Origin of the sequence: Priestia sp. HNGD-A6 (genome assembly GCF_045784335.1) — a bacterium.
Lineage (GTDB): Bacteria > Bacillota > Bacilli > Bacillales > Bacillaceae_H > Priestia > Priestia zanthoxyli.
Map to the genome: position 1 here is coordinate 4,966,422 of NZ_CP138621.1, position 20,845 is coordinate 4,987,266.

At 37.7% G+C, this 20,845-nt stretch carries 26 protein-coding genes; 22 read left to right on the forward strand and 4 right to left on the reverse strand.

Annotated elements, in window-relative coordinates:
* Positions 1-5: 5 nt before the first annotated feature.
* Entirely contained in the window at positions 6-1,301 is a 1,296-nt protein-coding gene (gene odhB, locus SCI76_RS25825) for a 2-oxoglutarate dehydrogenase complex dihydrolipoyllysine-residue succinyltransferase (RefSeq protein ID WP_014459542.1), read from the forward strand.
* 41 nt (positions 1,302-1,342) lie between these two features.
* Here the strand turns inward: odhB and SCI76_RS25830 are convergent, their stop codons facing one another.
* Positions 1,343-1,951, reverse strand: coding sequence for a TetR/AcrR family transcriptional regulator (locus SCI76_RS25830; RefSeq protein ID WP_033579400.1), 609 nt, complete (start codon positions 1,949-1,951; stop codon positions 1,343-1,345).
* Positions 1,952-2,144: 193 nt separating this feature from the next.
* Here SCI76_RS25830 and SCI76_RS25835 point away from each other — a divergent pair, with 193 nt between their 5' ends.
* The 8 genes from SCI76_RS25835 to SCI76_RS25870 all read left to right on the forward strand — a co-directional run bounded on the left by SCI76_RS25835 (position 2,145) and on the right by SCI76_RS25870 (position 10,287).
* Positions 2,145-3,320, forward strand: a complete 1,176-nt coding sequence (locus SCI76_RS25835) for a DUF3533 domain-containing protein (protein WP_275211007.1) — start codon at positions 2,145-2,147, stop codon at positions 3,318-3,320.
* A 35-nt stretch (positions 3,321-3,355) separates the two neighbouring features.
* Entirely contained in the window at positions 3,356-4,867 is a 1,512-nt protein-coding gene (locus tag SCI76_RS25840) for an FAD-dependent monooxygenase (RefSeq protein WP_407544728.1), read from the forward strand.
* A gap of 55 nt (positions 4,868-4,922) precedes the next feature.
* On the forward strand, positions 4,923-5,207 hold the full coding sequence (locus SCI76_RS25845; protein ID WP_407544730.1) for a hypothetical protein: 285 nt from the start codon (positions 4,923-4,925) through the stop codon (positions 5,205-5,207).
* A 121-nt stretch (positions 5,208-5,328) separates the two neighbouring features.
* On the forward strand, positions 5,329-6,021 hold the full coding sequence (locus SCI76_RS25850) for a response regulator transcription factor (RefSeq protein WP_407545248.1): 693 nt from the start codon (positions 5,329-5,331) through the stop codon (positions 6,019-6,021).
* Positions 6,018-7,487 (forward strand): cell wall metabolism sensor histidine kinase WalK, encoded by a 1,470-nt coding sequence (locus SCI76_RS25855; RefSeq protein ID WP_275211010.1) that lies wholly within the window; start codon positions 6,018-6,020, stop codon positions 7,485-7,487. The genes SCI76_RS25850 and SCI76_RS25855 overlap by 4 nt, the downstream gene beginning before the upstream one ends.
* Positions 7,488-7,512: 25 nt before the next feature.
* Entirely contained in the window at positions 7,513-8,580 is a 1,068-nt protein-coding gene (locus SCI76_RS25860; protein WP_047750609.1) for a PD40 domain-containing protein, read from the forward strand.
* A gap of 158 nt (positions 8,581-8,738) precedes the next feature.
* Complete coding sequence (locus tag SCI76_RS25865; RefSeq protein WP_048019055.1) at positions 8,739-9,500, forward strand: D-alanyl-D-alanine carboxypeptidase family protein; 762 nt, start codon at positions 8,739-8,741, stop codon at positions 9,498-9,500.
* Positions 9,501-9,615: 115 nt separating this feature from the next.
* Complete coding sequence (locus SCI76_RS25870; RefSeq protein WP_063247748.1) at positions 9,616-10,287, forward strand: DUF421 domain-containing protein; 672 nt, start codon at positions 9,616-9,618, stop codon at positions 10,285-10,287.
* Positions 10,288-10,315: 28 nt separating this feature from the next.
* On the opposite strand, the gene SCI76_RS25875 is transcribed toward SCI76_RS25870, so the two are convergent.
* The 3 genes from SCI76_RS25875 to corA form a co-directional block, all read right to left on the reverse strand.
* Complete coding sequence (locus tag SCI76_RS25875) at positions 10,316-11,050, reverse strand: polysaccharide deacetylase family protein (protein WP_407544733.1); 735 nt, start codon at positions 11,048-11,050, stop codon at positions 10,316-10,318.
* An 83-nt stretch (positions 11,051-11,133) separates the two neighbouring features.
* The gene (locus SCI76_RS25880) at positions 11,134-12,411 is read right to left on the reverse strand and encodes a polyamine aminopropyltransferase (protein WP_048019056.1); all 1,278 of its coding nucleotides are present in this window, start codon (positions 12,409-12,411) and stop codon (positions 11,134-11,136) included.
* Positions 12,412-12,842: 431 nt separating this feature from the next.
* The gene (gene corA, locus SCI76_RS25885; protein ID WP_407544736.1) at positions 12,843-13,805 is read right to left on the reverse strand and encodes a magnesium/cobalt transporter CorA; all 963 of its coding nucleotides are present in this window, start codon (positions 13,803-13,805) and stop codon (positions 12,843-12,845) included.
* A 130-nt stretch (positions 13,806-13,935) separates the two neighbouring features.
* Between corA and SCI76_RS25890 the strand changes: the two genes are divergently transcribed.
* From SCI76_RS25890 to SCI76_RS25950, 13 genes are all read left to right on the forward strand, one after another.
* Positions 13,936-14,811, forward strand: coding sequence for an STAS domain-containing protein (locus tag SCI76_RS25890; protein WP_168760960.1), 876 nt, complete (start codon positions 13,936-13,938; stop codon positions 14,809-14,811).
* A gap of 218 nt (positions 14,812-15,029) precedes the next feature.
* A complete protein-coding gene (gene ssuD / locus SCI76_RS25895; RefSeq protein ID WP_048019058.1) occupies positions 15,030-16,100 on the forward strand; it encodes an FMNH2-dependent alkanesulfonate monooxygenase in 1,071 nt (356 codons plus the stop codon).
* Positions 16,101-16,221: 121 nt separating this feature from the next.
* The gene (locus SCI76_RS25900; RefSeq protein ID WP_063247751.1) at positions 16,222-16,995 is read left to right on the forward strand and encodes a carboxylesterase; all 774 of its coding nucleotides are present in this window, start codon (positions 16,222-16,224) and stop codon (positions 16,993-16,995) included.
* Between the two features lie 79 nt (positions 16,996-17,074).
* A complete protein-coding gene (locus SCI76_RS25905) occupies positions 17,075-17,275 on the forward strand; it encodes a DUF6501 family protein (protein WP_013057578.1) in 201 nt (66 codons plus the stop codon).
* Positions 17,276-17,554: 279 nt separating this feature from the next.
* Entirely contained in the window at positions 17,555-17,794 is a 240-nt protein-coding gene (locus SCI76_RS25910) for a YiaA/YiaB family inner membrane protein (protein ID WP_013057577.1), read from the forward strand.
* A gap of 124 nt (positions 17,795-17,918) precedes the next feature.
* The gene (locus SCI76_RS25915) at positions 17,919-18,440 is read left to right on the forward strand and encodes a hypothetical protein (RefSeq protein WP_028412881.1); all 522 of its coding nucleotides are present in this window, start codon (positions 17,919-17,921) and stop codon (positions 18,438-18,440) included.
* A gap of 109 nt (positions 18,441-18,549) precedes the next feature.
* Positions 18,550-18,768 carry a spore germination protein gene (locus SCI76_RS25920; protein WP_013083687.1) on the forward strand — a complete coding sequence of 73 codons (219 nt, stop codon included), beginning with the start codon at positions 18,550-18,552 and terminating at the stop codon, positions 18,766-18,768.
* Between the two features lie 8 nt (positions 18,769-18,776).
* Entirely contained in the window at positions 18,777-19,010 is a 234-nt protein-coding gene (locus tag SCI76_RS25925; protein WP_028412882.1) for a hypothetical protein, read from the forward strand.
* A gap of 155 nt (positions 19,011-19,165) precedes the next feature.
* Positions 19,166-19,507 carry a DUF1033 family protein gene (locus SCI76_RS25930; RefSeq protein ID WP_013057574.1) on the forward strand — a complete coding sequence of 114 codons (342 nt, stop codon included), beginning with the start codon at positions 19,166-19,168 and terminating at the stop codon, positions 19,505-19,507.
* Between the two features lie 70 nt (positions 19,508-19,577).
* On the forward strand, positions 19,578-20,135 hold the full coding sequence (sigY, locus tag SCI76_RS25935) for an RNA polymerase sigma factor SigY (protein ID WP_223260193.1): 558 nt from the start codon (positions 19,578-19,580) through the stop codon (positions 20,133-20,135).
* Positions 20,132-20,452 carry a YxlC family protein gene (locus SCI76_RS25940; protein ID WP_048019061.1) on the forward strand — a complete coding sequence of 107 codons (321 nt, stop codon included), beginning with the start codon at positions 20,132-20,134 and terminating at the stop codon, positions 20,450-20,452. Before sigY ends, SCI76_RS25940 begins: the two co-directional genes overlap by 4 nt.
* Positions 20,452-20,652 carry a hypothetical protein gene (locus tag SCI76_RS25945; RefSeq protein WP_013057570.1) on the forward strand — a complete coding sequence of 67 codons (201 nt, stop codon included), beginning with the start codon at positions 20,452-20,454 and terminating at the stop codon, positions 20,650-20,652. The genes SCI76_RS25940 and SCI76_RS25945 overlap by 1 nt, the downstream gene beginning before the upstream one ends.
* On the forward strand, positions 20,653-20,844 hold the full coding sequence (locus tag SCI76_RS25950; RefSeq protein WP_013057569.1) for a PLD nuclease N-terminal domain-containing protein: 192 nt from the start codon (positions 20,653-20,655) through the stop codon (positions 20,842-20,844).
* Position 20,845 lies beyond the last annotated feature (1 nt).

Here is a 20,845-nt window from a genome sequence, read left to right on the forward strand (position 1 = left end):
GAACCATGGGAGAGATTAAAGTACCGGAATTAGCAGAATCAATTTCTGAAGGAACAGTTGCACAGTGGCTAAAACAAGTAGGAGATTTCGTTGAAAAAGGCGATTATATCGTTGAACTTGAAACAGATAAAGTTAACGTTGAAATTACAGCTGAAGACTCTGGTGTGCTAACAGAACTTCTTGCTGGCGAAGGCGACACAGTGCAAGTTGGTGAAACAATTGCACGTCTTGAAGCGAAAGAAGGAGCTTCAGCACCAGCAGCACCAAAAGCTGAAGAAAAACCAGCAGAGGAAGCACCAAAACAAGAAGCTGCTCCAGCTCAGCAAAAAACAGTTGAAGAAGTAGCGCCAGCAGCTGAAGCGCCTCAACAAGGAAATCAAAAACAATGGCTGATTGCTTCTCCTGCAGCTCGCAAAGCAGCAAGAGAACGCGGAATCAAGCTAGATCAAGTACCAACTACTGATCCTCTTGGCCGCGTGCGTAAACATGATATTGATTCATATGCAGATCAAAAATCAAATGAGCAAAAACAGCAGGCACAAGCAAGTAAGCCAGCTAACCCGGTATCTCCGTCTCCAGCGGCAAGTGAAAATAGCGACAAACCTGTTGAACGCGAACGTATGTCTCGTCGTCGTCAAACAATTGCCAAACGTCTCGTTGAAGTTCAGCAAACAGCGGCTATGTTGACAACGTTTAACGAAGTAGACATGACGGCTGTTATGGCTCTTCGCAAACGACGCAAAGACAAATTCTTTGAACAGCACGACGTAAGACTTGGCTTTATGTCATTCTTCACAAAAGCAGTAGTAGCAGCACTTAAAAAATACCCATTATTAAATGCTGAAATTCAAGGCAACGAGTTATTAATTAAAAAATTCTACGATATTGGTATTGCTGTGTCAGCTCCAGACGGTCTTGTTGTTCCAGTTGTACGTGATGCTGACCGTAAAACATTCGCTGGTATCGAAGGATCTATCGTTGATTTAGCGAAAAAAGCGCGCGACAACAAATTAGCATTAAAAGATTTACAAGGTGGAACGTTCACAATTACAAACGGCGGTGTATTCGGTTCATTAATGTCTACACCAATTTTAAACGGGCCTCAAGTTGGTATTTTAGGAATGCACAAAGTTCAGCTTCGTCCGGTAGCAATTGATGAAGAGCGTATCGAAAATCGTCCGATGATGTACATTGCACTTTCTTACGATCACCGTATCGTTGACGGCAAAGAAGCCGTAAGCTTCCTAGCTACTGTTAAAGAACTATTAGAAGATCCAGAATCTTTATTACTAGAAGGTTAATAAAAAGAACCTGCTATTCTCCGAGAGAATAGCAGGTTCTTTTATGTTCGCTTAATGCCTGCAACATAAGCAGGACCCAAAAAAGTCATGCTAGCGAGTGTCAGAGCCATTTCTCTAGGTGACTGCTTCATATCTTGTTCTAGCCAGTGCTGAATGACGCCAAGATGCGCTGACGTTACATAAGACATTAAATGTTCAAGTGGAACAAGCGGAGGCGTTTTATTATCCATGAGCTCTAATTTTTCCAGCATATTGGTTTTCATAACTTCTTTAATTTTAAGATGAAAGCCAGGGTTGCCTTTTGGACCGAGCATAACCTGCATAAAACGCGCATTCTCTTGAATATATTCAAAAAGCGCAATAATAAACGGCAAAGGCTGTTCTTTCAAATTAGCAGATACAATCTCATTTGGATTTGCTTTTTTGATAAATTCTTTTATTTCTTGAATGACTTCATTTTCACTTTTTTCAAGCAAATCGTATTTGTCTTGGTAGTGTAAATAAAAAGTTCCTCGATTAATATCGGCTTTTTTCGTCAGATCTCTGACCGTTACGCCTTCAAATCCTTTCTCTTCCATTAATTCTGTTAAAGCATCTCGGATAAATTTCTTCGTTCGAATAATTCTACGATCTGTTTTTGAATTCCCCACAGTTTTTAAACACCTACTTTTTTCTTTAATAATGAACAGTTATGTGTTTTGTGTTAAGTAAGCGACATTCCCATGATTATTGCATATTGAGAATGCAGGTAAATTTATTATAATTTACATAGTGATCACTAATCAACAGCATGTACATTATCTTTCCATCAACGTGTATATGCTTAAAGAAGGGGATATCTATATGAAATTAAGTAACCAAAAGCTTATATATCTTTCACCAATTATAGTGGTAGCAGTTATTTTCATTTTTACCCTAACGTTAATTCCTTCAGTAAGCCAAGCACCTAAGAATTTGCCAATCGCATTTGTAAATGCCGACGAAGGAATGACAGTTCCAGCAAAGGGTAAGGTAAATATAGGAGATCATATAAAACAAAATATGAAGAGTTCAAGCGCTGAACAGTCTTCGGTTAAATGGATTTTTGTATCAACTACTAAAGAAGTTGAAAAAGGGTTAAATAATCAAAAATACTACGGAGCGCTTATCATTCCAAAAGATTTCACCAAAAAACAGGCGACTCTTCAGACGGCTCAGCCTGAGGCACCTGCTATTAGATTGTTAGTGAACCAAGGAATGAATACAGCTGCTTCAACACTAGCCAGTCAGGTGCTAAACGGAGCAGTTGATCAGATGAATGAAAATATGCGCTTGCAGCTAGTGAAAAGATTTGAACAAAGCGGAACGCAACTAAGTGCAAACCAAGCATTAGCACTCGCTGCACCGATTCAAAAGACAGTGATAAACGTCAATAAAACAGGGACTCATAGTGTCAACGGAAATGCCCCCGTTTCATTATTTCAGCCGCTGTGGATGGCAAGCATAGCAGGGGCAGCAGTTGTCTTCCTCAGCATCCACAAAATCACGTTTTCTTCTCGCAAAGAGAAAATTGTTAACCAAGTAGGGTTCGTAATCATTGGTGCTACACTTGCTTTAGCTGCAGGTTTCGGGCTAGCGTGGCTAGCTGAAGTAGTTGGAATAAGCGTTCCTTCATTTTTGGATACAGCACTATTCTTAGCTATTGCTTACTTCAGTTTTTTTACCTTGATATCAGCCGCACTTTCATGGTTAGGACTAAAGGGACTTCCGATTTTCGTTATTATTCTATTTTTTGGCGCACCGCTGCTTCCAATGGCCCCAGAAATTATGCCTGATTTTTATCGAGAGTGGATTTATCCATGGCTGCCAATGAGGTTTATGGTAGATGGCGTAAGAGAACTATTTTTCTTTGGAGAACATCTGACATGGAATCATTCTGTATCCGCTCTAGCTCTTATCTCTTTAATAAGTTTGTGTGCTCTGTTTGCTTCTGCTTTACCTGCATCTTCTGTAAAAAAAGAGAAGTCTCGCTCAATATAAAAGATACTGCAACTGAATGAGAAGGAGAGATAATGATGAAGCCACAAATCCTAATCGTTGGTGCCGGACCTACTGGCCTTGTGATGGCCTATAATTTAGCAAGACATAACATTTCTTTTCGAATTATTGATAGAAACGAAGGGCCTGGGCAAGCCTCCCGGGCAATGGCTATTTTACCGCGAACCCTTGAATTATATCAGCAGTTCGGTTTTGCAGATGAAGTCATAGACCGCGGGATTAAGATGGAAGATGTATACGTCCGAGTAAAGAATAAAATAAAAGCAAAAGTTCATCTAGGATCTTTAGGAGAAGGATTAAGTCCTTTTCCTTTTGTTCTTACATTTCCACAGGACGACCACGAGCGGTTTCTGCTTGAAAAATTAAAAAATCTTGGGATTGAAGTAGAATGGAAGACGGAGTTACTATCTCTAGCTGAACACGGAGAAGGGATAAAAACTTTATTAAAAGCCCAGCAAGAGGAAACCGCTTATTTTAAGTATATTTGTGGATGTGACGGAGCACACAGTACAGTTCGTAAACAAATGAATATAGAGTTTAAAGGAGAAAAATATAAACAGCATTTTTATGTGATGGATGTTCACGGCTCTGGTGAAGTGATGAAGAATCAAAAAATCAGTATTTCATTTAGCAATGAAGAATTTTTGATTTGTATGCCTGTTAGAAGTAAAGGAACGTATCGAATGATCGGCATTATTCCTTCAGCTTTTGGGGATCAAAATGATATAAAAGCTGAAAATATTCAAACTTTTCTTCAACAAACATTTGGTGCTGAGATTGAAAATATAAATTGGTTCTCAACATACAATATCCATCACAGAGTAGCAAGTCGTTTCCGACAAGGGCGTATTTTTCTAAGTGGAGATGCAGCCCATATTCATAGTCCTGCAGGCGGCCAAGGAATGAACACAGGAATTGGAGATGCAATCAACCTTTCATGGAAATTAGCAGCTGTCCTTCAACACAAAGCGGCACTTTCCATATTAGATACATACGAAGAAGAAAGGTTACCTTTTGCAGAGCTGCTTGTAAATACAACTGATCGCGCTTTTAAGCGAATGGTGGCAAGAGATAAAACGAGTCAATTTTTTAGAAAGCATATTTTTCCGCCTGTACTGTCCTTTTTATTTCGCTTTCCTTATCCCCGTCACAAAGCATTTACAATTTTATCTCAAATCCGCATTAAATATCGAAATAGTAACCTAAGCAGCGGACAAGGGACAAATGTGCAAAGTGGTGATCGATTACCTTATGTGGAAGGGAATTTTGAATCTTTACAGTCCTTAAACTGGCAAATACACGTCTATGGAACAGCAGCACAGAAGCTAAAAAAGAGCATGAGAGAAAAAGGCTTCTCTTTGCATGAGTTTTCTTGGAACCCCTATATGAAGAAAGCAGGGCTTCAAAAAGATGCACTGTATGTTATTAGACCGGACGGGTATATCGGTTTTATTAGCAGCGAACAGCGTATAGAGCTTCTTTATCAATATTTGAATACTCATAAAATCCTTCCTTTTACAAATGAATAATAACGCTAATAAAAAGCTAAGACAACATGATTTTAGCTAAAAGAAAATTGGATCGATGAATCGAGACTCTTCAAGGAAAATCAACTTTATTCGGATTTTTTTATGGTCATGTAAACGTAGATTTCATCTGTTTATTTTACTCAAGCGGTTGATTGGAGGGCAAGGCGCAGACTCCTGCAGGAAAAGCAGAACAGGTGAGGCCCCGCAGGAGCGCAAGCGACGAGGAGGCTCAGCGGCCGCCCGCGGAAAGCGAAGCCTTGTACGGAAATCAACCGCGGTGTCAAAAGCGATCCATACTAAGCCTCCTTTATCTCATTTGTGCGTCTTTAGATTGAATTGATTTCGTTATGTCTCAATCTCTTTATTTTTGTTTACAATTTCGAAACAACTTGGAGATGTTTTTGCTAAAGCTGTTTGATAAGATAGACGAAGAGAAATATCAAATGAAAGTACGTGATACATTGAATAAAAGGATTTTAGTAGTAGATGATGAAAAAAGTATTGCCACAGCGGTATCTTATGCTTTCAAGCGCGAAGGATATATTGTAGACACAGCATCTGACGGTGAAGAAGCACTTGAAAAAGTAAAAAGCTTTCGAGCTGACGTGATGATATTAGATGTGATGATGCCAAAATTAACCGGCTATGAAGTATGCCGAAAACTTGAGAATCGAAGAGGAATGGGGATTATCTTGTTAACGGTTAAAAATGATATCGTCGATAAAGTTCTAGGTTTAGAGTTAGGCGCTGATGATTACATGACCAAGCCATTTGATGTAAGAGAACTTGTAGCTAGAGCTAAAGCACTTGTTCGGCGAATAGAAAAAAATGAAGCTCCTGAAGCTGTGGGAGAAATCACGGTGGGAAAAGTGAAAGTGAACTTAATTCAGCGCACGTTACACGTTGCCAATGAGTTAGTTAAGCTTACACCAAAGGAGTTTGATCTTATTGCTTTATTGCTTGCCAATTTAGAGAGAGTGTACACACGAGAAGATTTACTAGATCTTGTCTGGGGAATGGATTATGCAGGCGGTACACGTACGGTAGATATTCACATGCAGCGCCTTCGAAAAAAAGTAGGAGAAGCAGAGCCTTATTTGCTTCAAACGGTATACGGGGTTGGATATAAAGCGACTGCAGGGATCAATGAATGAAAATCAGCCTAAAAGCTAAGATGGGACTCGTTCTTGCTTTTTTAATTATTTTAACAGTAACCGTACTGAGCGTACTCGTATTAAAAGGAATTGAGACTAATCAGCGTGATCAGCTAGAAAGTGATCTTATTCAAAAAAGCAAAGCAGCGGAGCAAACGATTCATCAAAGTTATGTAACAGGTGACCCGTCTCTGAATACAGATTCCTTTCTTCAGCAAAAAGGACAGCGCCTTGCATCTTCAATTGCATCACAAAGCGGAATGCAAACAGTCCTATATAATCAAAAAGGACAGGAAGCAGGAAGCTCTATTCCCATCGGCCAAAAAGATGTGGATGTTTCTGATACGCTTAGCTATGCTTTGAAAGGAAAAATAGCCTATCAAATCTCGGGTTCTTCCCTTATTTACTTTGCACCTGTGTCAATCGAGAATCAATTTATTGGCGTCCTTCGTTTTGACCATTCCCTAAAAAATAATCAGCAGTTTATAGCTGACATTAGGCACTTATTTCGTATGGGGGGAACGATTGCAGCGGCAGCAGCTTTTTTAATTGGCTATGCTTATTTTTATCGCATTGCTTCTCTCATCGCTACGCTTCAAAAAACTTCACAGCAGATTCGAAAAGGCCATTATTTAACTGATGTGCCCTTCAAACGGCGCGATGAACTCGGAGAGCTCAGTCAAGGCTTGTTTTTTATGAGTACGTCGATTGAAAAAAACATCGATCAAATGAATAAAGAAAAAAGAAAGCTTGAGTTCGCCATTTCGAAACTGCAGTCTCTCGAACAGCAGCAAAAGCAGTTTATCGGTAACATTAGCCACGAATTTAAGACGCCTTTAACATCGATCAAAGCTTATGTTGACTTACTTGATATGTATCGAGATGATCCTCAGCTTATGGAAGACGGTGTGCAGAACATTCGTAAAGAAACGAATCGCCTCCATGAAATGGTGGATAAAATCTTAAAGCTTTCAGCACTTGAGAAATATGATTTCGAGCAGCGACCAGAGCAAGTTGAATTGAAACGGCTTCTAGAAGACATATGCGATCGTATGAAAGGAAAAGCTGCTAAATTTGATTTGACTCTTCATACAAATATAAAAGAAGCGGTTGTTTGGGCTGATCGCGAAAGCTTAATACACATTTTTATTAATTTAATTGACAATGCTATTAAATATAATGAACCCGGAGGAAAAGTGGAAGTAGCATCTTATACTTTAGAGAATTCTATCATTGTAGATGTAGCCAACACCGGAATAGGAATTCCACCCGAAGCAGAAGAGAAATTATTCCAACCATTTTTCACCGTAAATAAAGATCGGTCGCGTTTATCCGGAGGAACAGGTCTTGGCTTAGCATTAGCCAAAGATTTAACTGAAAAACAAAACGGTGTTATCAAGCTGCATCATTCTGACTCTACATGGACAACTTTTAAAGTGTCGTTTCCTTTAAAAAACGAGAACTGAGTTAGCTAAAAGGAGTGAACCGTTATTGAAACGGTATAGATTAATGATATATATCGCAAGCACTTTTCTTATTTTAGCATCATGCGGCCAAGGAGAAGGTCATAGAGAAACGGTTGAAAAACCAGACAAGAAAATTACTGTATTGGACCACGTAAATCAAGATGGAAAAATAGAAGTGAAAGACGTTCAAGATATTAACGGAGTAAGAGCGTTTCAATTTTTGAATGAAAACACAGTGATTGTTAGTCAAGAAAATAAACAATTTCGGTCGCACGATTTCGGTCCCAAAGAGGTATATGCGCAGAATTTAGCTACTTATAATCTAAAAAACAAGTCTACTTTTGTGTTGCATCCAAGCAATGAAATTCAACATGCGGCGAAGCTTTCTCCAAATGGCAAATATCTTTTTTATAAAGTTGCAAAAGGCGAAGATACATTTGGTTATATAATGAACGTTCAAACAAAAAAAACAGTTGAAATCAAGAATGTTCTTCTCTACCCATCAAGCGGAGAGTGGCTTAATAATTCAGAAGTAATGTTTATTACAATGGAAGGAAAGCTTTCTAAAGCAAATGTAAAAGGAAAAGCAGAACCTCTATTGCACAGAGACGATCGAATCTTAGATGCAGTTAAAGGGATAGGTGGCATTTATTATATTGGTGTAAACAACCAGCTTTTTTTTCTTCATAACGAACAGACGGACCCTGAAAAAATCCGAGATAATGTGGTTTCTATTATCCCGTCTCCAAATGGAAAGCAATTAGCGCTCGTTCAGCAAAAAGATGCCCAAACGAGAACGCTGTCTATCACAGATTTAAAAGGATCAGAGGCCTTTCAGCTTGCTCTGTCCACTCAAATTTTTGGTGTCAGCTGGTCTCCCGACGGTTCGAAATTAGCTTATAATTTTATTTCTGAAAAAGAGGGAGATAAAGGGATATTCATAGCAGATGGATTAACAGGAGATGTTACACACTTAAACGTAAATTTAGACTATGCCGCTGATCAGCTTGCCTGGAGTCAATCAGGAAATAAACTAGTTGCATCGAGCTTTACGCAAAATCAAGTTCATACGTATATTATCTTTTTGAAATAGACTGCTTAGGCAGTCTTTTTTTTTTACGCATACTAAACTTCTTTAAGAGTGTTTACAAGTTTGAAACAACTGAATAAAAGACAGAAACATTTATGTTTTATTCTTTCTTTACAGGCTTTTATAGCGTATCAAAAGCCATGTGAAAGGAGTAAGACATCATGAAATACTTTTTATTTATTTGTTCTTTAGCTTTTGCGCTGATGATAGCAGGGTGCGGCACAAGCAATTCTTCATCAAAGTCTGCCGGAGAATTCACAAAAAATGGACAGGCTCAAAAACTAGAAAGCTCATCAGCTTCTTCATCTTTAATGAAATCTAATGTAGACGAAACAGTGGTAATAGCCAATCCAGAATCGGTTACGGCTTTAGTTAATAAGAAGCATCAGCTTCCTGAATCTTACCAGCCTTCCGATTTAGTCTATGCCGACGTTCCGTTTATCTTTAACGAAAAAATAGAAAAACGAATGCTTAGAAAGCCTGCGGCACAAGCTCTTGAAGAACTTTTTCGAGACGCGGAAAAAGAGGGGATCAGCTTACTTGGCGTATCTGGTTATCGATCTCACGAGCGGCAAAAAGAGCTTTTTGCATTTTACGCAAAGCGAGACGGTGAAGAACAAGCACGCACCTATAGCGCCTACCCAGGAACGAGTGAACACGAAACGGGACTAGCAATCGATGTCACCGGAGGAAAGGGAATATGTGCTGCGACAGACTGCTTTGCTGATACACTAGAAGCTCATTGGCTTTCAAAACATGCGTATCAATACGGATTCGTTATTCGATATCCTCAAGGTGAAGAACAAGTTACCGGTTATAAATACGAACCATGGCACCTTAGATATGTAGGAAAAAAGGCAGCCTCATCCATTTTTAATCAATATATAACGTTAGAAACCTATGCAAGTAAGAAAAAAGCTTAATCAAAAGTTCTATAGCTGGAAAACGAAGGAAAGAAAAATGAAAAGGGAGGTTTATTACTCTCACATATGATACAAACTGATACTATAACATGCTTGCTATAGAGGAAGGGTATCGATGTATAAAGATATTGCGATTGAACTGATATGTGGATTTTTAGCGCTATTTATTATGCTGAAGCTTTTAGGTAAGACGCAGTTTGCTCAAATCACTCCGTTTGACTTTATTACCACGCTTGTCCTGGGAAATATTGTGGGGGATGCGGCTCTTGAAAAAGGAGTAGAGTTAACTGAAATTCTTTACAGCGTTTTGATTTGGGGGCTTCTGATCTATGCAGTGACAAAGCTATCTCAAACCTTTACAGGTTTTAGAGGAATTCTTGAAGGCAAGCCTTCAATGATTATTTATAAAGGGAAAATCCTTTATAAAGAGCTTAAGAAAAACAACTTGGACTTAAATCAGCTTCAGCATCTAATGAGACAGCAAGGGTATTTTTCACTGTATGAAGCAGAATATGTCATTTTAGAAACAAATGGAGAAGTGAGCGTCGCTCCTAAACACGAATTCGGCCCTCCGACGAAAAATGATTTAAATATCCCTTATTCTCAAACCAATTTACCTATTGCGTTAATCATGGATGGAAAAGTAGTGCCTGGTAATTTGAAAGAAGCAAACGTAGATGAAAAGTGGTTAAAAAAACAGCTTGCAATCAAGAAAATAAAGGAATACAGCGAAGTTTTTTATGCTGAATGGCAGCAAGAGCGAGGACTGGAAATAACAAAATTCTAAAAACCCTTTTCTTTTAAGGAAAGGGTTTTTAGCTTTCTTTTAATAGCTTAGCAAAATCTTCAATCGTTGTAGAATAGGTGACGTACAGACGAGGAATAAGATAGTTTTCATCCTTTTGTCCGCTCTCAGTGAAAAATTTTGGAATTGTTGAAAGACCAAATGTATAATTCTTTTTTGTTTCTTCCACTACGCGGTTATTAACCTTGCCATAGGGGTAAGCAAGAGCAATAACGGGCTGGCTCGTAATGGCTTCAATTTTTCGTTTTGAATCAGCTAGCTCATAGGATAAATTTTTCGTCTTAGTTAAATCCGGATGAGTAGCGGTATGAGACTGAATAGAAAAAAATCCTGAATCAACAAATTTTTTTAAATCCGCTGGCGACAAACGGTTGGGACGGCCGATAAAATCTGAAATCACAAAAATTGTAGCCGCTGGATGAAATTGAGGGCTGGCTGCTCTTTGAAAAATAGGCAAGATAGTAAGATTATTTTTATAACCATCGTCAAATGTAATAAATATAGGCTTTTTTACGCGCTTCAGCTCCTGCCATTTTTCAAATGTTAGCGGCGTATACCCTTGCTTTTTGAGATAAAGAAGCTGTTTCTCAAAATTTTCAGGTGTCACATAAAGTTCTTTTTCCCCGTGGCCTGTGTAGGAATCAATAGAGTGGTAAATCAGTATAGGTACTTTCACTTGGCTAAAAGCGGGGGAAGGGAAAATAACAGTTAGCAATAAGATAACAAAAACCGAAATTTTTCTCATAACAATCCTTTCTAACGCGCAGTGATGACGAGACTATCTTAGTATGTCAAAAGAAAAGGAATGTATAAGCCAAGCTTTCTTTTTTACAAGTATAAGCCTTCTTTTTTAAATATTTTATGCAGAACCAAGTGCTCAGCAGAGTTCACAACCGCAAACTGTTTTTTAGAAAGAGAATGAGGAGAAAAACGCATTAGCTTAGTAAAGTCTGATGGCAGCGTAGTAGATGAAACATCAGTAGAGAGTATAGGGGCAGACAAAGATGTTTTCGAGCCGATGTGAAAACCCCAATCTCCAAAGGAGGGAATAATGGTGTGGTAGCTCAACGTATAAAACTGAGAAGCTTTCATCGTCTTATTAATGCTCCAAAAAACGATAGGTGTGTCTCTAGGAGAATTTGACTGACATACGACTAAGCCTCTGTGTGATAGTGAACGTTGGAGAAGTGTGTAAAATTCTTTTGTATAAAGAGCACTTATTTTTTTGTTAGTAGGATCAGGAAAGTCAATAATGATGATATCATAACACGCTGAATTCAAAGAGAGGTAGTCAACAGCATCTTGAATATGAACAGTGACACGAGAATCTTCAAACGAGTGTTGATTTAATTTCTTTAATTCTTCTACATTTATCGCAGCATTTACAACGTCAGCATCTATTTCCACAAGGTCTATTTCTTTAACTTCCTTATATTTAAGAACTTCTCGCAAAGCTAAACCATCTCCTCCGCCTAGAATAAGAATGCGGCGAGGACTTAAGGAAGCTGCAAAGATAGGGTGCACAAGAGCTTCATGGTACGCATGTTCATCCAATGAACTAAATTGCAGCTGTTCATCCAAATACATTCGAATATCAGATGCTTTAATCAGCTGAATATCTTGAATACTGTTTTTCTGATGAAACAAAATGTCATGCTGACCTGATAAGATCTGCTGTAGACTAACGTGATCTGAGTCATCTCCACGATTGAGAAGACGAGTGCTTGCAGCATGCTGACGATTTTTTGTTAGAGTTTCGGCGTGTTGAATTCCGCGAGAAATTGAATATACAACAGCTTTTTTTGAAGCTAATTGCTTCAGCAACGCATAACCAATTTCAATTATTTCTTTGTCTCCGCACGTATAAAAATCTAATGAAGCGTAGTTTTCCTCCGGCCAAGTATGAATAGACAAGTGAGAGGTAGCTAATACGAGAATACCTGTAATGCCTTGGGGCGTAAACTGGTGAAAATAACAGTGCAAAACTTCCATCTCTGCATCTAGTGCAGCTTCAATAAGAATTTGCCTTAAAAGTGAGGGATCATTTAATATCACTTCATCGCATTCGAACGCATCCATTAGCAAGTGTTCGCCTTTAATATCCACTACTTCAGCCTCCTTTCTGAGCATTATTTTCACTATCTTATGAAATTTTTCAGAAAAAGGAAACGCAAGCACGTTAGTTTATAAATATTTTCGGGAAATAACTAGTTATCATCACATAGAAAGGCGGTTGAAGCAAACATATTTTTGTTGAAGGAAGAGCCGAACAATCAATCCATGCTCTTAGTAGAAATCGAAACCTTTCGAATTTTTTCATTGATAGGATGAACGTAGGATTCATGTATGTAGGATTTCTAGCGGTTGATGGGAGAGCAAGGCGAAGACTCCTCCAGGAAAAGCGAAACAGGGGAGACCCTCCAGGAGCGTAAGCGACGAGGAGACTCATCGGCCGCCCGCGGAAATTGATAGCACTAGCTCACTTATCCAATTTATTCATCTTTACATTGGATTGATTTCGGTATGTCTCAATCTTTCTACTCTTTATCAGCATTAAACCAGCCTTTTCGCTTGAACCATAGAATTAAACCAAGCGTTATCAATCCCATGAAGCCAAGCACAAAGAAATAGCCATAGTGCCACTTTAGCTCAGGCATATTTTCAAAATTCATTCCGTATACGCCAACGATAAAGGTAAGGGGAATAAAGATAGATGAAATAACAGTCAGCGTCATCATAATTGAATTCATCCGGTTTGAATTAAGAGAAAGATAATTATCGCGCATATCAGACGTCATTTCCCGGTTTGATTCAATCATATCGGCTAATTTTAATAAGTGGTCATAGACATCTTTAAAATACCTTTTTTGTTCAGGATGAACATCTAAGCGTTCAGAATTTATAACACGGTACAATAAATCGCGCATGGGCAAAATGGTTCTTCTGATTTTTAGCAAATCACTTCGAAGTTTGAATACATCTTCCATTAAAACAGAAATGGATTTCTTTGCATCTATGTTTTCTATATCATTCAGCTCATCTTCAATCTGATATACAGTGGGGAAATATTCATCTACCACTTTATCCATCACAGAATATGCAAGATAGCTTATCCCTTTTTCTTGAATCGAAGGTGTATGAAGCGACTTTTCCCATACTTTATCAATTGCAGCTGACGGGTGAAAATGAAAAGTAACGATGTAATTTTCGCCGATAAAAAGGTCAACTTCTTCAGCTTCTAACGTTTGACGATTTAACGAATGAAGGACAAAAAAACTGTATCCTTCATAATAATCGAGTTTTGGACGCTGCAGAAAATGAAAGCAATCTTCAATCGCTAACGGATGAAAGTGAAAAGGTGATTGAAGCAGCAGCGCTTCTTCTTCAGAAGGGCAGTTAAAGTCAATCCAATAGTACTGAATAGAGGGATCGTGAATCTGATCTAATTGTATATGTTTCACAAGTTTGTTATCGTTCGTAAGAGCTAACGTTCGTATCATTTGAAAACTCCTTTGTGTTTTTATAGCTATTTTCAATGTAGCATAAAATCATAAATTGCACGTATTTAAAAAAATAATTTTCTTTTTTCTCTTTTTATAAAACTAGTAAGGGTGAAAAAGTTGAATTATAATGATAGTAGTAGCTCGTATGGAAAGGGGAATTGTTTTGAATAAAAATGAAGCACTTCGAATGTTTTTCTTAAAACATGCAGATCAACTGACGGAAGAATGGTATGAGAGCCTTGAAGACAATGACCCAGAATCGGTTTATGCATCTACTCATCCGGAAGTCATTTCAGTATTAAAAGGTCAAAATAATGAATTTCATTTATACATAGCCGATGTATTTATAAAAAGTGAAAAAGAATTTTTTGATTCCTTTGAAACTTGGATTTTAAAGATTGCCGAGGACGGAGAGCATGTAAGAACGCCTATTCATTATATTATTCGAGAATTTTTCCGAGTTAGAAAACAGTATTTAACGTATTTAAATCAATTTGTAGAAGAGTATGACCAAGATATTACGCAAGAAGAACTAGACGAATGGAACGAATTGATTGTACGCGTGTTTGATATCACCGTTTATAAATTTGTTGAAGAGCACCATCAGCATTCAAAGCGGTTGCTTGAGGCACACAAAGAGCTGATTAATGAGCTGAGTTCGCCAGTTATTCCATTGAGCGATCATATCGCGATTCTTCCGCTTGTTGGGGATATCGACACGGCAAGAGCGCGACGAATTTTAGAGAATACGTTAACTCGCTGCGCTGAACAGCAAGTGAATCACCTTTATATTGATATTTCAGGAGTAGTTATTGTTGATACGATGGTTGCTCATCAGATTTTCCAGCTGATCGATGCCTTAAAATTAATAGGCGTAGAATCAACTATCTCTGGGGTACGTCCTGAAATCGCAATTACCGCTTCTCATTTAGGTTTATCGTTTGAAAATATATCCACAAAATCAACTCTTGCTAATGCGATGGCTTCACGTATGAGGAAATAAAAAAACAAGAATTATTTTTAATTCTTGTTTTTTTATTTCAATTCATACTTGACATATAGGTGAAACAGGTATTATGATTTTACTAATTTAATAAATAAAAAGAGTAGTATTACATACGCTAATATAAAAATGCACCTCTATAATTAGCGAACAAGAATTGAACAAATAATATGAAAACGCTTTATATAGAATGAGAGGATATTTAGGAGGAAATGGAAATGAACATCTTATGGTTTTTCCCTACAGCAGGCGACGGACATTATCTAGGCACAACCGAAGGAAGTAGAACAAGTGATATTCACTACTTAAAGCAAATCGCACACGGGCTGGATTATCTAGGATATGACGGTGCTTTGTTGCCTACTGGTTCAAATTGTGAAGATTCATGGGTGATTGCATCGGCACTTGCTTCCGTTACGAATCGACTGAAGTTTTTAATTGCACTTCGCCCAGGTGTCATGTCTCCCACACTTTCAGCACGGATGGCTTCGACATTTGATCAAATGTCAAACGGCCGACTTATGTTAAATATTGTGACGGGAGGAGATCCCGTGGAGCAAGCAACGTACGGTAACTATTTAAGCCATGATAAACGCTACGAGTTAACAGATGAATTTTTAACGATTTGGCGAGATGTAATGGAAGGAAAAAAAGTGGACTATAAAGGAGAACATCTTGATGTAACAGGTGCGTACATTCCGTCGCCTCCTGTCCAAAAACCGTATCCTCCGCTGTACTTTGGCGGGTCTTCTCCAGCAGGAAAAGAAGTAGGAGCAAAGCATGCAGACGTATATTTGCTGTGGGGAGAGCCTCCTGCAGTGATCAAGACGAAAATTGATGAGATGAAAGAAAAAGCTGCAAGCGAAGGCAGGGACATTCGCTTTGGTATTCGCCTGCACGTTATTGTAAGAGAATCAGAAGACGAGGCGTGGGAATCTGCAGATAAATTAATTAAACATGTTAATGATGATACGATCAAAGCGTTTCAAGATAAGTTTGCGTCATTTGACTCCACTGCCCAAAAAACACAGTCAAGTTTGCACAGCGGCACAAAAGATCGAGGTGCACTGGAGATTGCTCCGAATCTATGGGCAGGAATCGGCTTAGCACGAGAAGGAGCCGGAACCGCTCTTGTTGGAAGTCCTGAAATTGTAGCGGATCGGTTAAAAGAGTACAAAGAGCTAGGAATTGATACGTTTATTTTATCAGGATACCCGCATCTAGAAGAAGCATATACGTTTGCTGAGCTAGTATTTCCACATATTCAAAAAGAACGAAGCAAGAGATAATTCTTGCTTCGTTCTTTTTGAATCGTAAAAAAATAAATAACCCAGTTGACTTATAGGAATTATAGGTGTATTATAAAGATAGTTCATTTAGTCAGAAAATTTGTGGTAAAGGGTGAAGAAAATGGAACGTTACGACGTAATTCAAGGCGCAGAATCTTTTTATTATAAAGGCAACGACATTGGTATACTTGTTTCTCATGGATTTATGGGGACTCCTCAAAGTATGGAATATATCGGAAAAGAATTAGCTAAAAAAGGTTTTACTGTGTACGGTTTGCGACTAACGGGACATGGTACTCACTACTATGATATTGAACAAACAACGTACGAGAAATGGAAGCAAGACTTTTTAAATGGGTATCAGCGTTTGAAGCAAGAATGCCGTCATATATTTATCTTAGGTCAGTCCATGGGAGGCACTCTCACCTTTCATACAGCAAGCCAAGGATTAGATCTTGACGGAGTTATTGCAATCAATCCGGCTATGACGTCCATTCCTTCAATGGAACCTTACCGCTCTCGTCATACGCCTCGTTATTTAAAAGAAGATCATCCTGATATTAAGGATCCAAACGCACATGAAATTACGTACGACAAAGTACCAGTGCGCTCTATGCGTGAGCTGCTTTCTTTAATGGACGAAACAAAAGAACGCTTATCTTATGTAACATGCCCGGCTTTAGTACTAACATCAACCGTTGATAACGTAGTACCGCCTGAGAATTCAGCTTATATCTTAAACCATATTCAATCAGCAGAAAAAAGACAGTACATGCTTCGAAACTCTTACCATGTTGCGTCGATGGATTTTGATAAAGACACAATTGTTGCACAAACGGCACAGTTTGTACAAGCAACAGTTGCCAAAAAAAAAGTGCATGAGCGAATTTTTTAATTTTTAAATTCGCTCCGTTTCTTTTTTACTTCAAGTAAGATAAAATGAATCTTGAATGAAAACAAAGGAGTGTACATACATGATTCATTTAGAATGGAACGATCGTCCAACAATTAAACAAGTAAAATGCATACATACAGATGCAAAAAAATTCGTGGTTGAAAATGTTTTAACAGCAGGAAAAACATATGATGTAAAAAACGAAACAGAAGAATTTTATTTTGTTGTTGATAACACTGGCCAAGTCGGCGGCTTTTATAAAGAATACTTTGAAGGCTAAACAAAAAAATCATCGTCTCGGCGATGATTTTTTTATTGCAATAATTAAATGGAGCTTTTCTTAATGAAAACGAATGAACATACTTTTAAAGAGAAATTCCATATATCTCATCATTTCGAAAAAAAGCTTTATGATAAAAACAGGATGTAAGACCTAAATTCTTCCGTTTCTTGTTCTGATTAAAAGGGTAACTGACTATAAATACCCATGACAACAATTATTTTACAATGTAAAATGAAAGCGACGCTTAACAGAAAAAGGAAAAGAGGAGGTCATACGATGAAAAAGCGTAATACAGCAGCTTTTACATTTTTAGCATGGACAGCTTTTATTACAGCACTATTAGCTATGTTTATAGGAATTTATACCTTAGATGCATCATTACCGGTAAAAGGTTATTATGCTGTTGGAACATTATACTTAACGATGTCCGCTTTTGTGCTTCAAAAAACCATTCGTGATAACGAAGAGGATACGGCGCACGAACGCAAATATGACAAAGCAGAAGAAGAATTGTAGAGCTAAAAAAAGCATTTTTCTAGCTCTTTGAAAAACATCCCCATTTTTGGGAGATGTTTTTTTATATAAAAAAACAGGGAACTTGTCACTCCATGTCGTATTAATAAAGAAGGAGGCGATTGAATTGACACAACTAATGATTAATAACGTAAATTTTCACGTTGATATGTTTGAAGAAAAAATGATTACTGATGCGAATACAGGTGAAGAGTTGAAAAGGCTAAACTTTTCTTTTTCGGTTGTAGGCAAAGCAGCTTATGATAAATATGATGCATTTTTTGAGGATCCGTACTTTGAAGTAACAAATATGGAGACAAAAGAAACGCTAACACTAAAAAACATTTCGCATAGCACATTTTATCAGTCACCTGAAATTACAGATCATACAAATATTGTTTTCAGAGTGAAGCTGCAGCAAGAACCTGTTAAAGAAAAAGAACAAGTGAAAAATGAACGTCCAACAGAGAGCACGGTCAACGAAATGCTTTTATCTAGAATAAAGTTTAAGGCTCTTGTCGAAATACTTGAAGAAAAAGGACTTCTAACAGAGAATGAGTTGTATACTAAAATTGAAGAAGTAGCAGAACGAGATTTTGATATTCTTCGAGATGAATTAAGTCATTCTAAAAAAGAGGTAAAAGCGTAAAAATACCCCACTTTGCAGGGGGATTTTTTATTTATATCCATTAATTTATAACCCTTTTGATAAATCATTCATATATTACATCACGATGAAAATAAAAAGGGTGAGGATAATGCCGATTGTTATTAATCATGTAGTGATTCCGAATGTTACAGGAGGAGTCGTTACATTTGGCGACACGTACTATGTTTCTCCAAAAAGTAACAGTAAAACTGCGCAAGGTTCAGGGTCTTCAAATACAGGAATTTGTGTAAATACAAATTCGGGACTTTCTAATACAAATACGCTCGATCCGGATGGTTCTGACCAAAACGGCTTCGGAAACGGATAAGGAAAGAGATGTTTTACTCTTCTTTCTACACGCCTTTTCAGTATTCGTTTTATCCGTATTTTATGCCTTCTTTTGCACGTCCAATTGGATTTGTCGTGTCACCTGATGGAGCGATGGATAACTGGTGGGGCAAAAAACCATCTTGGTGGGGGAAAATCACGCCTTCAGCCGGCGTTTTCCCTCCTGTTACCCAGTATTATACGGGCAGTTTAGTTCCTTATAGTTTAAGGGGCTATTACTAATATAAAAAAGAAGTTCAGATTAAGCCAACTTGTTAGCGCCTATTTCCCAAAAATAGGCGTTTTTTTCCGTTTTACTTGATTCAAAGTTATTTTTGCTGAATAATAAGGAAAAGAGAATTTTTAGAAGTAAGCTGTAAGTAAGGAGATGTTCAATCATGACAGATAAATGGAGAGTTCATAAAATAAAAAGTGATTGTGAACCTTGGCTTTTTTTAGAAGGCTGGGAAAAAGATATTATTGAAACCATTGAATTTGAAAAAAAAGAAGAAGCGCTTCGCTACTACGCGATGATGATTTATGAATTTCATCAAAAATACGCAAGCGTGCGAAGTGATGAACTAGCGCTCTTTAGCTTTTGGAACGAAGGCGAAAAGGAATTTTGCGAGGCCTGTGATGATGACCTTCAAATCTTCCACGGTGTTTTATTCGCTAAAAACGATGAAGTCTATTCATTAGAAGAAGATGAAGAAGGATTAAAAATGCTTCGTACTAAATAAAAACGTCCTGCGGGGCGTTTTTTTTATATAAAAAATGAACGATTTCAATCGCTCAAGCGTCATATAGGTGATGAAACAAAAAGGAGGGGTGACCGCTTTGGAACAAGATGATTTCATCCTTGTCCAAAAAGCATTACAAGGTGATGATGATGCCTTTTCATTATTATTTCAGCGCTATCATTCATTTTTATATAAATACCTTTTAAAGCTGACATTAGATGAGGACTTATGCAGTGAATTGTGTCAGGAAGCAATGATGAAGTGTTACGTGAATCTTTCTTCATACAAAAATGAAGCAAAGTTTTCGACTTGGATGATATCTATTGCTTCAAGACTGTACATGGACTATTTGCGCAAGCAAAAACGTGAAAAAAGCAGTCTTCAGCGAATAAAGCAGTCTTTATCGCATCAGCTTCAGTGGAAAGCTAAATACAAAGGAGTGGAATGGAGTGAGATGTTTTCCGATTTTAATGAACTCGATTCACGCTTTCGAATTCCTGTCTTGCTTCGACATTATTACGGATATACATACGATGAGATTGCCCATATGCTGAATATGCGAGCAGGAACGGTCAAATCAAGAGTAAACAAAGGAGTAAACATACTGAGAAAGGAGTGGAAAGAATGAGAAAAGAAAATGACAATCAGCCCTTGCATTCTTTAAAAAAAGATTGGGAGCAGCTAGAGAGTTTAGCAAGTCATGAACATATTTCTCTTCATGTAATTAAAGAACAACTTCTTATTGAAAAACAAAAGCAGAAAAAAGCTTTCCGGAAAGAATTATGCTTATTTACATTAACAGCACTTGTTATTTTAACAGTAATGGCAACGGCTATTTTACAAATACCTGCCTTATTTATCGCCATTGAAGTGATCGGGATCATTGTTGCGCCTCTTTCTTTTATCGTCTTTCACTATAAACGGAAAAAGGAGATGTTTTTATAATGAATGAAAAATGGATTTTGGTTCTGTTTATTTCGCCATTTCTTCTTCTTCAAAGCTTTCTCCTTTTTATCAATGCAAAAAAACGCGGCGCCCATCCATGGTTTTGGGGAATATGGGGGCTGATTCAAATTCCAATGCCAACGCTGTTTTATTGGTTTTTTATTATTTGGCTTCCAGCACGAAGAAAAAGGGGGATGTAAATGAAGGACATTAACTGGTTGTTAATTGCTCCAATTCTATTCTTACAATTGCTTTTAATGATTCCAGCGTTAATAAGCTGCATAAAGCAAGAAGAGACAAACGGACCAAAATGGTTATGGGGACTCATCATTTTATGTGTAAGTACAGTCGGTCCCGTTTTATATTTTGTTTTAGGACGTAAAAAACAGTGAG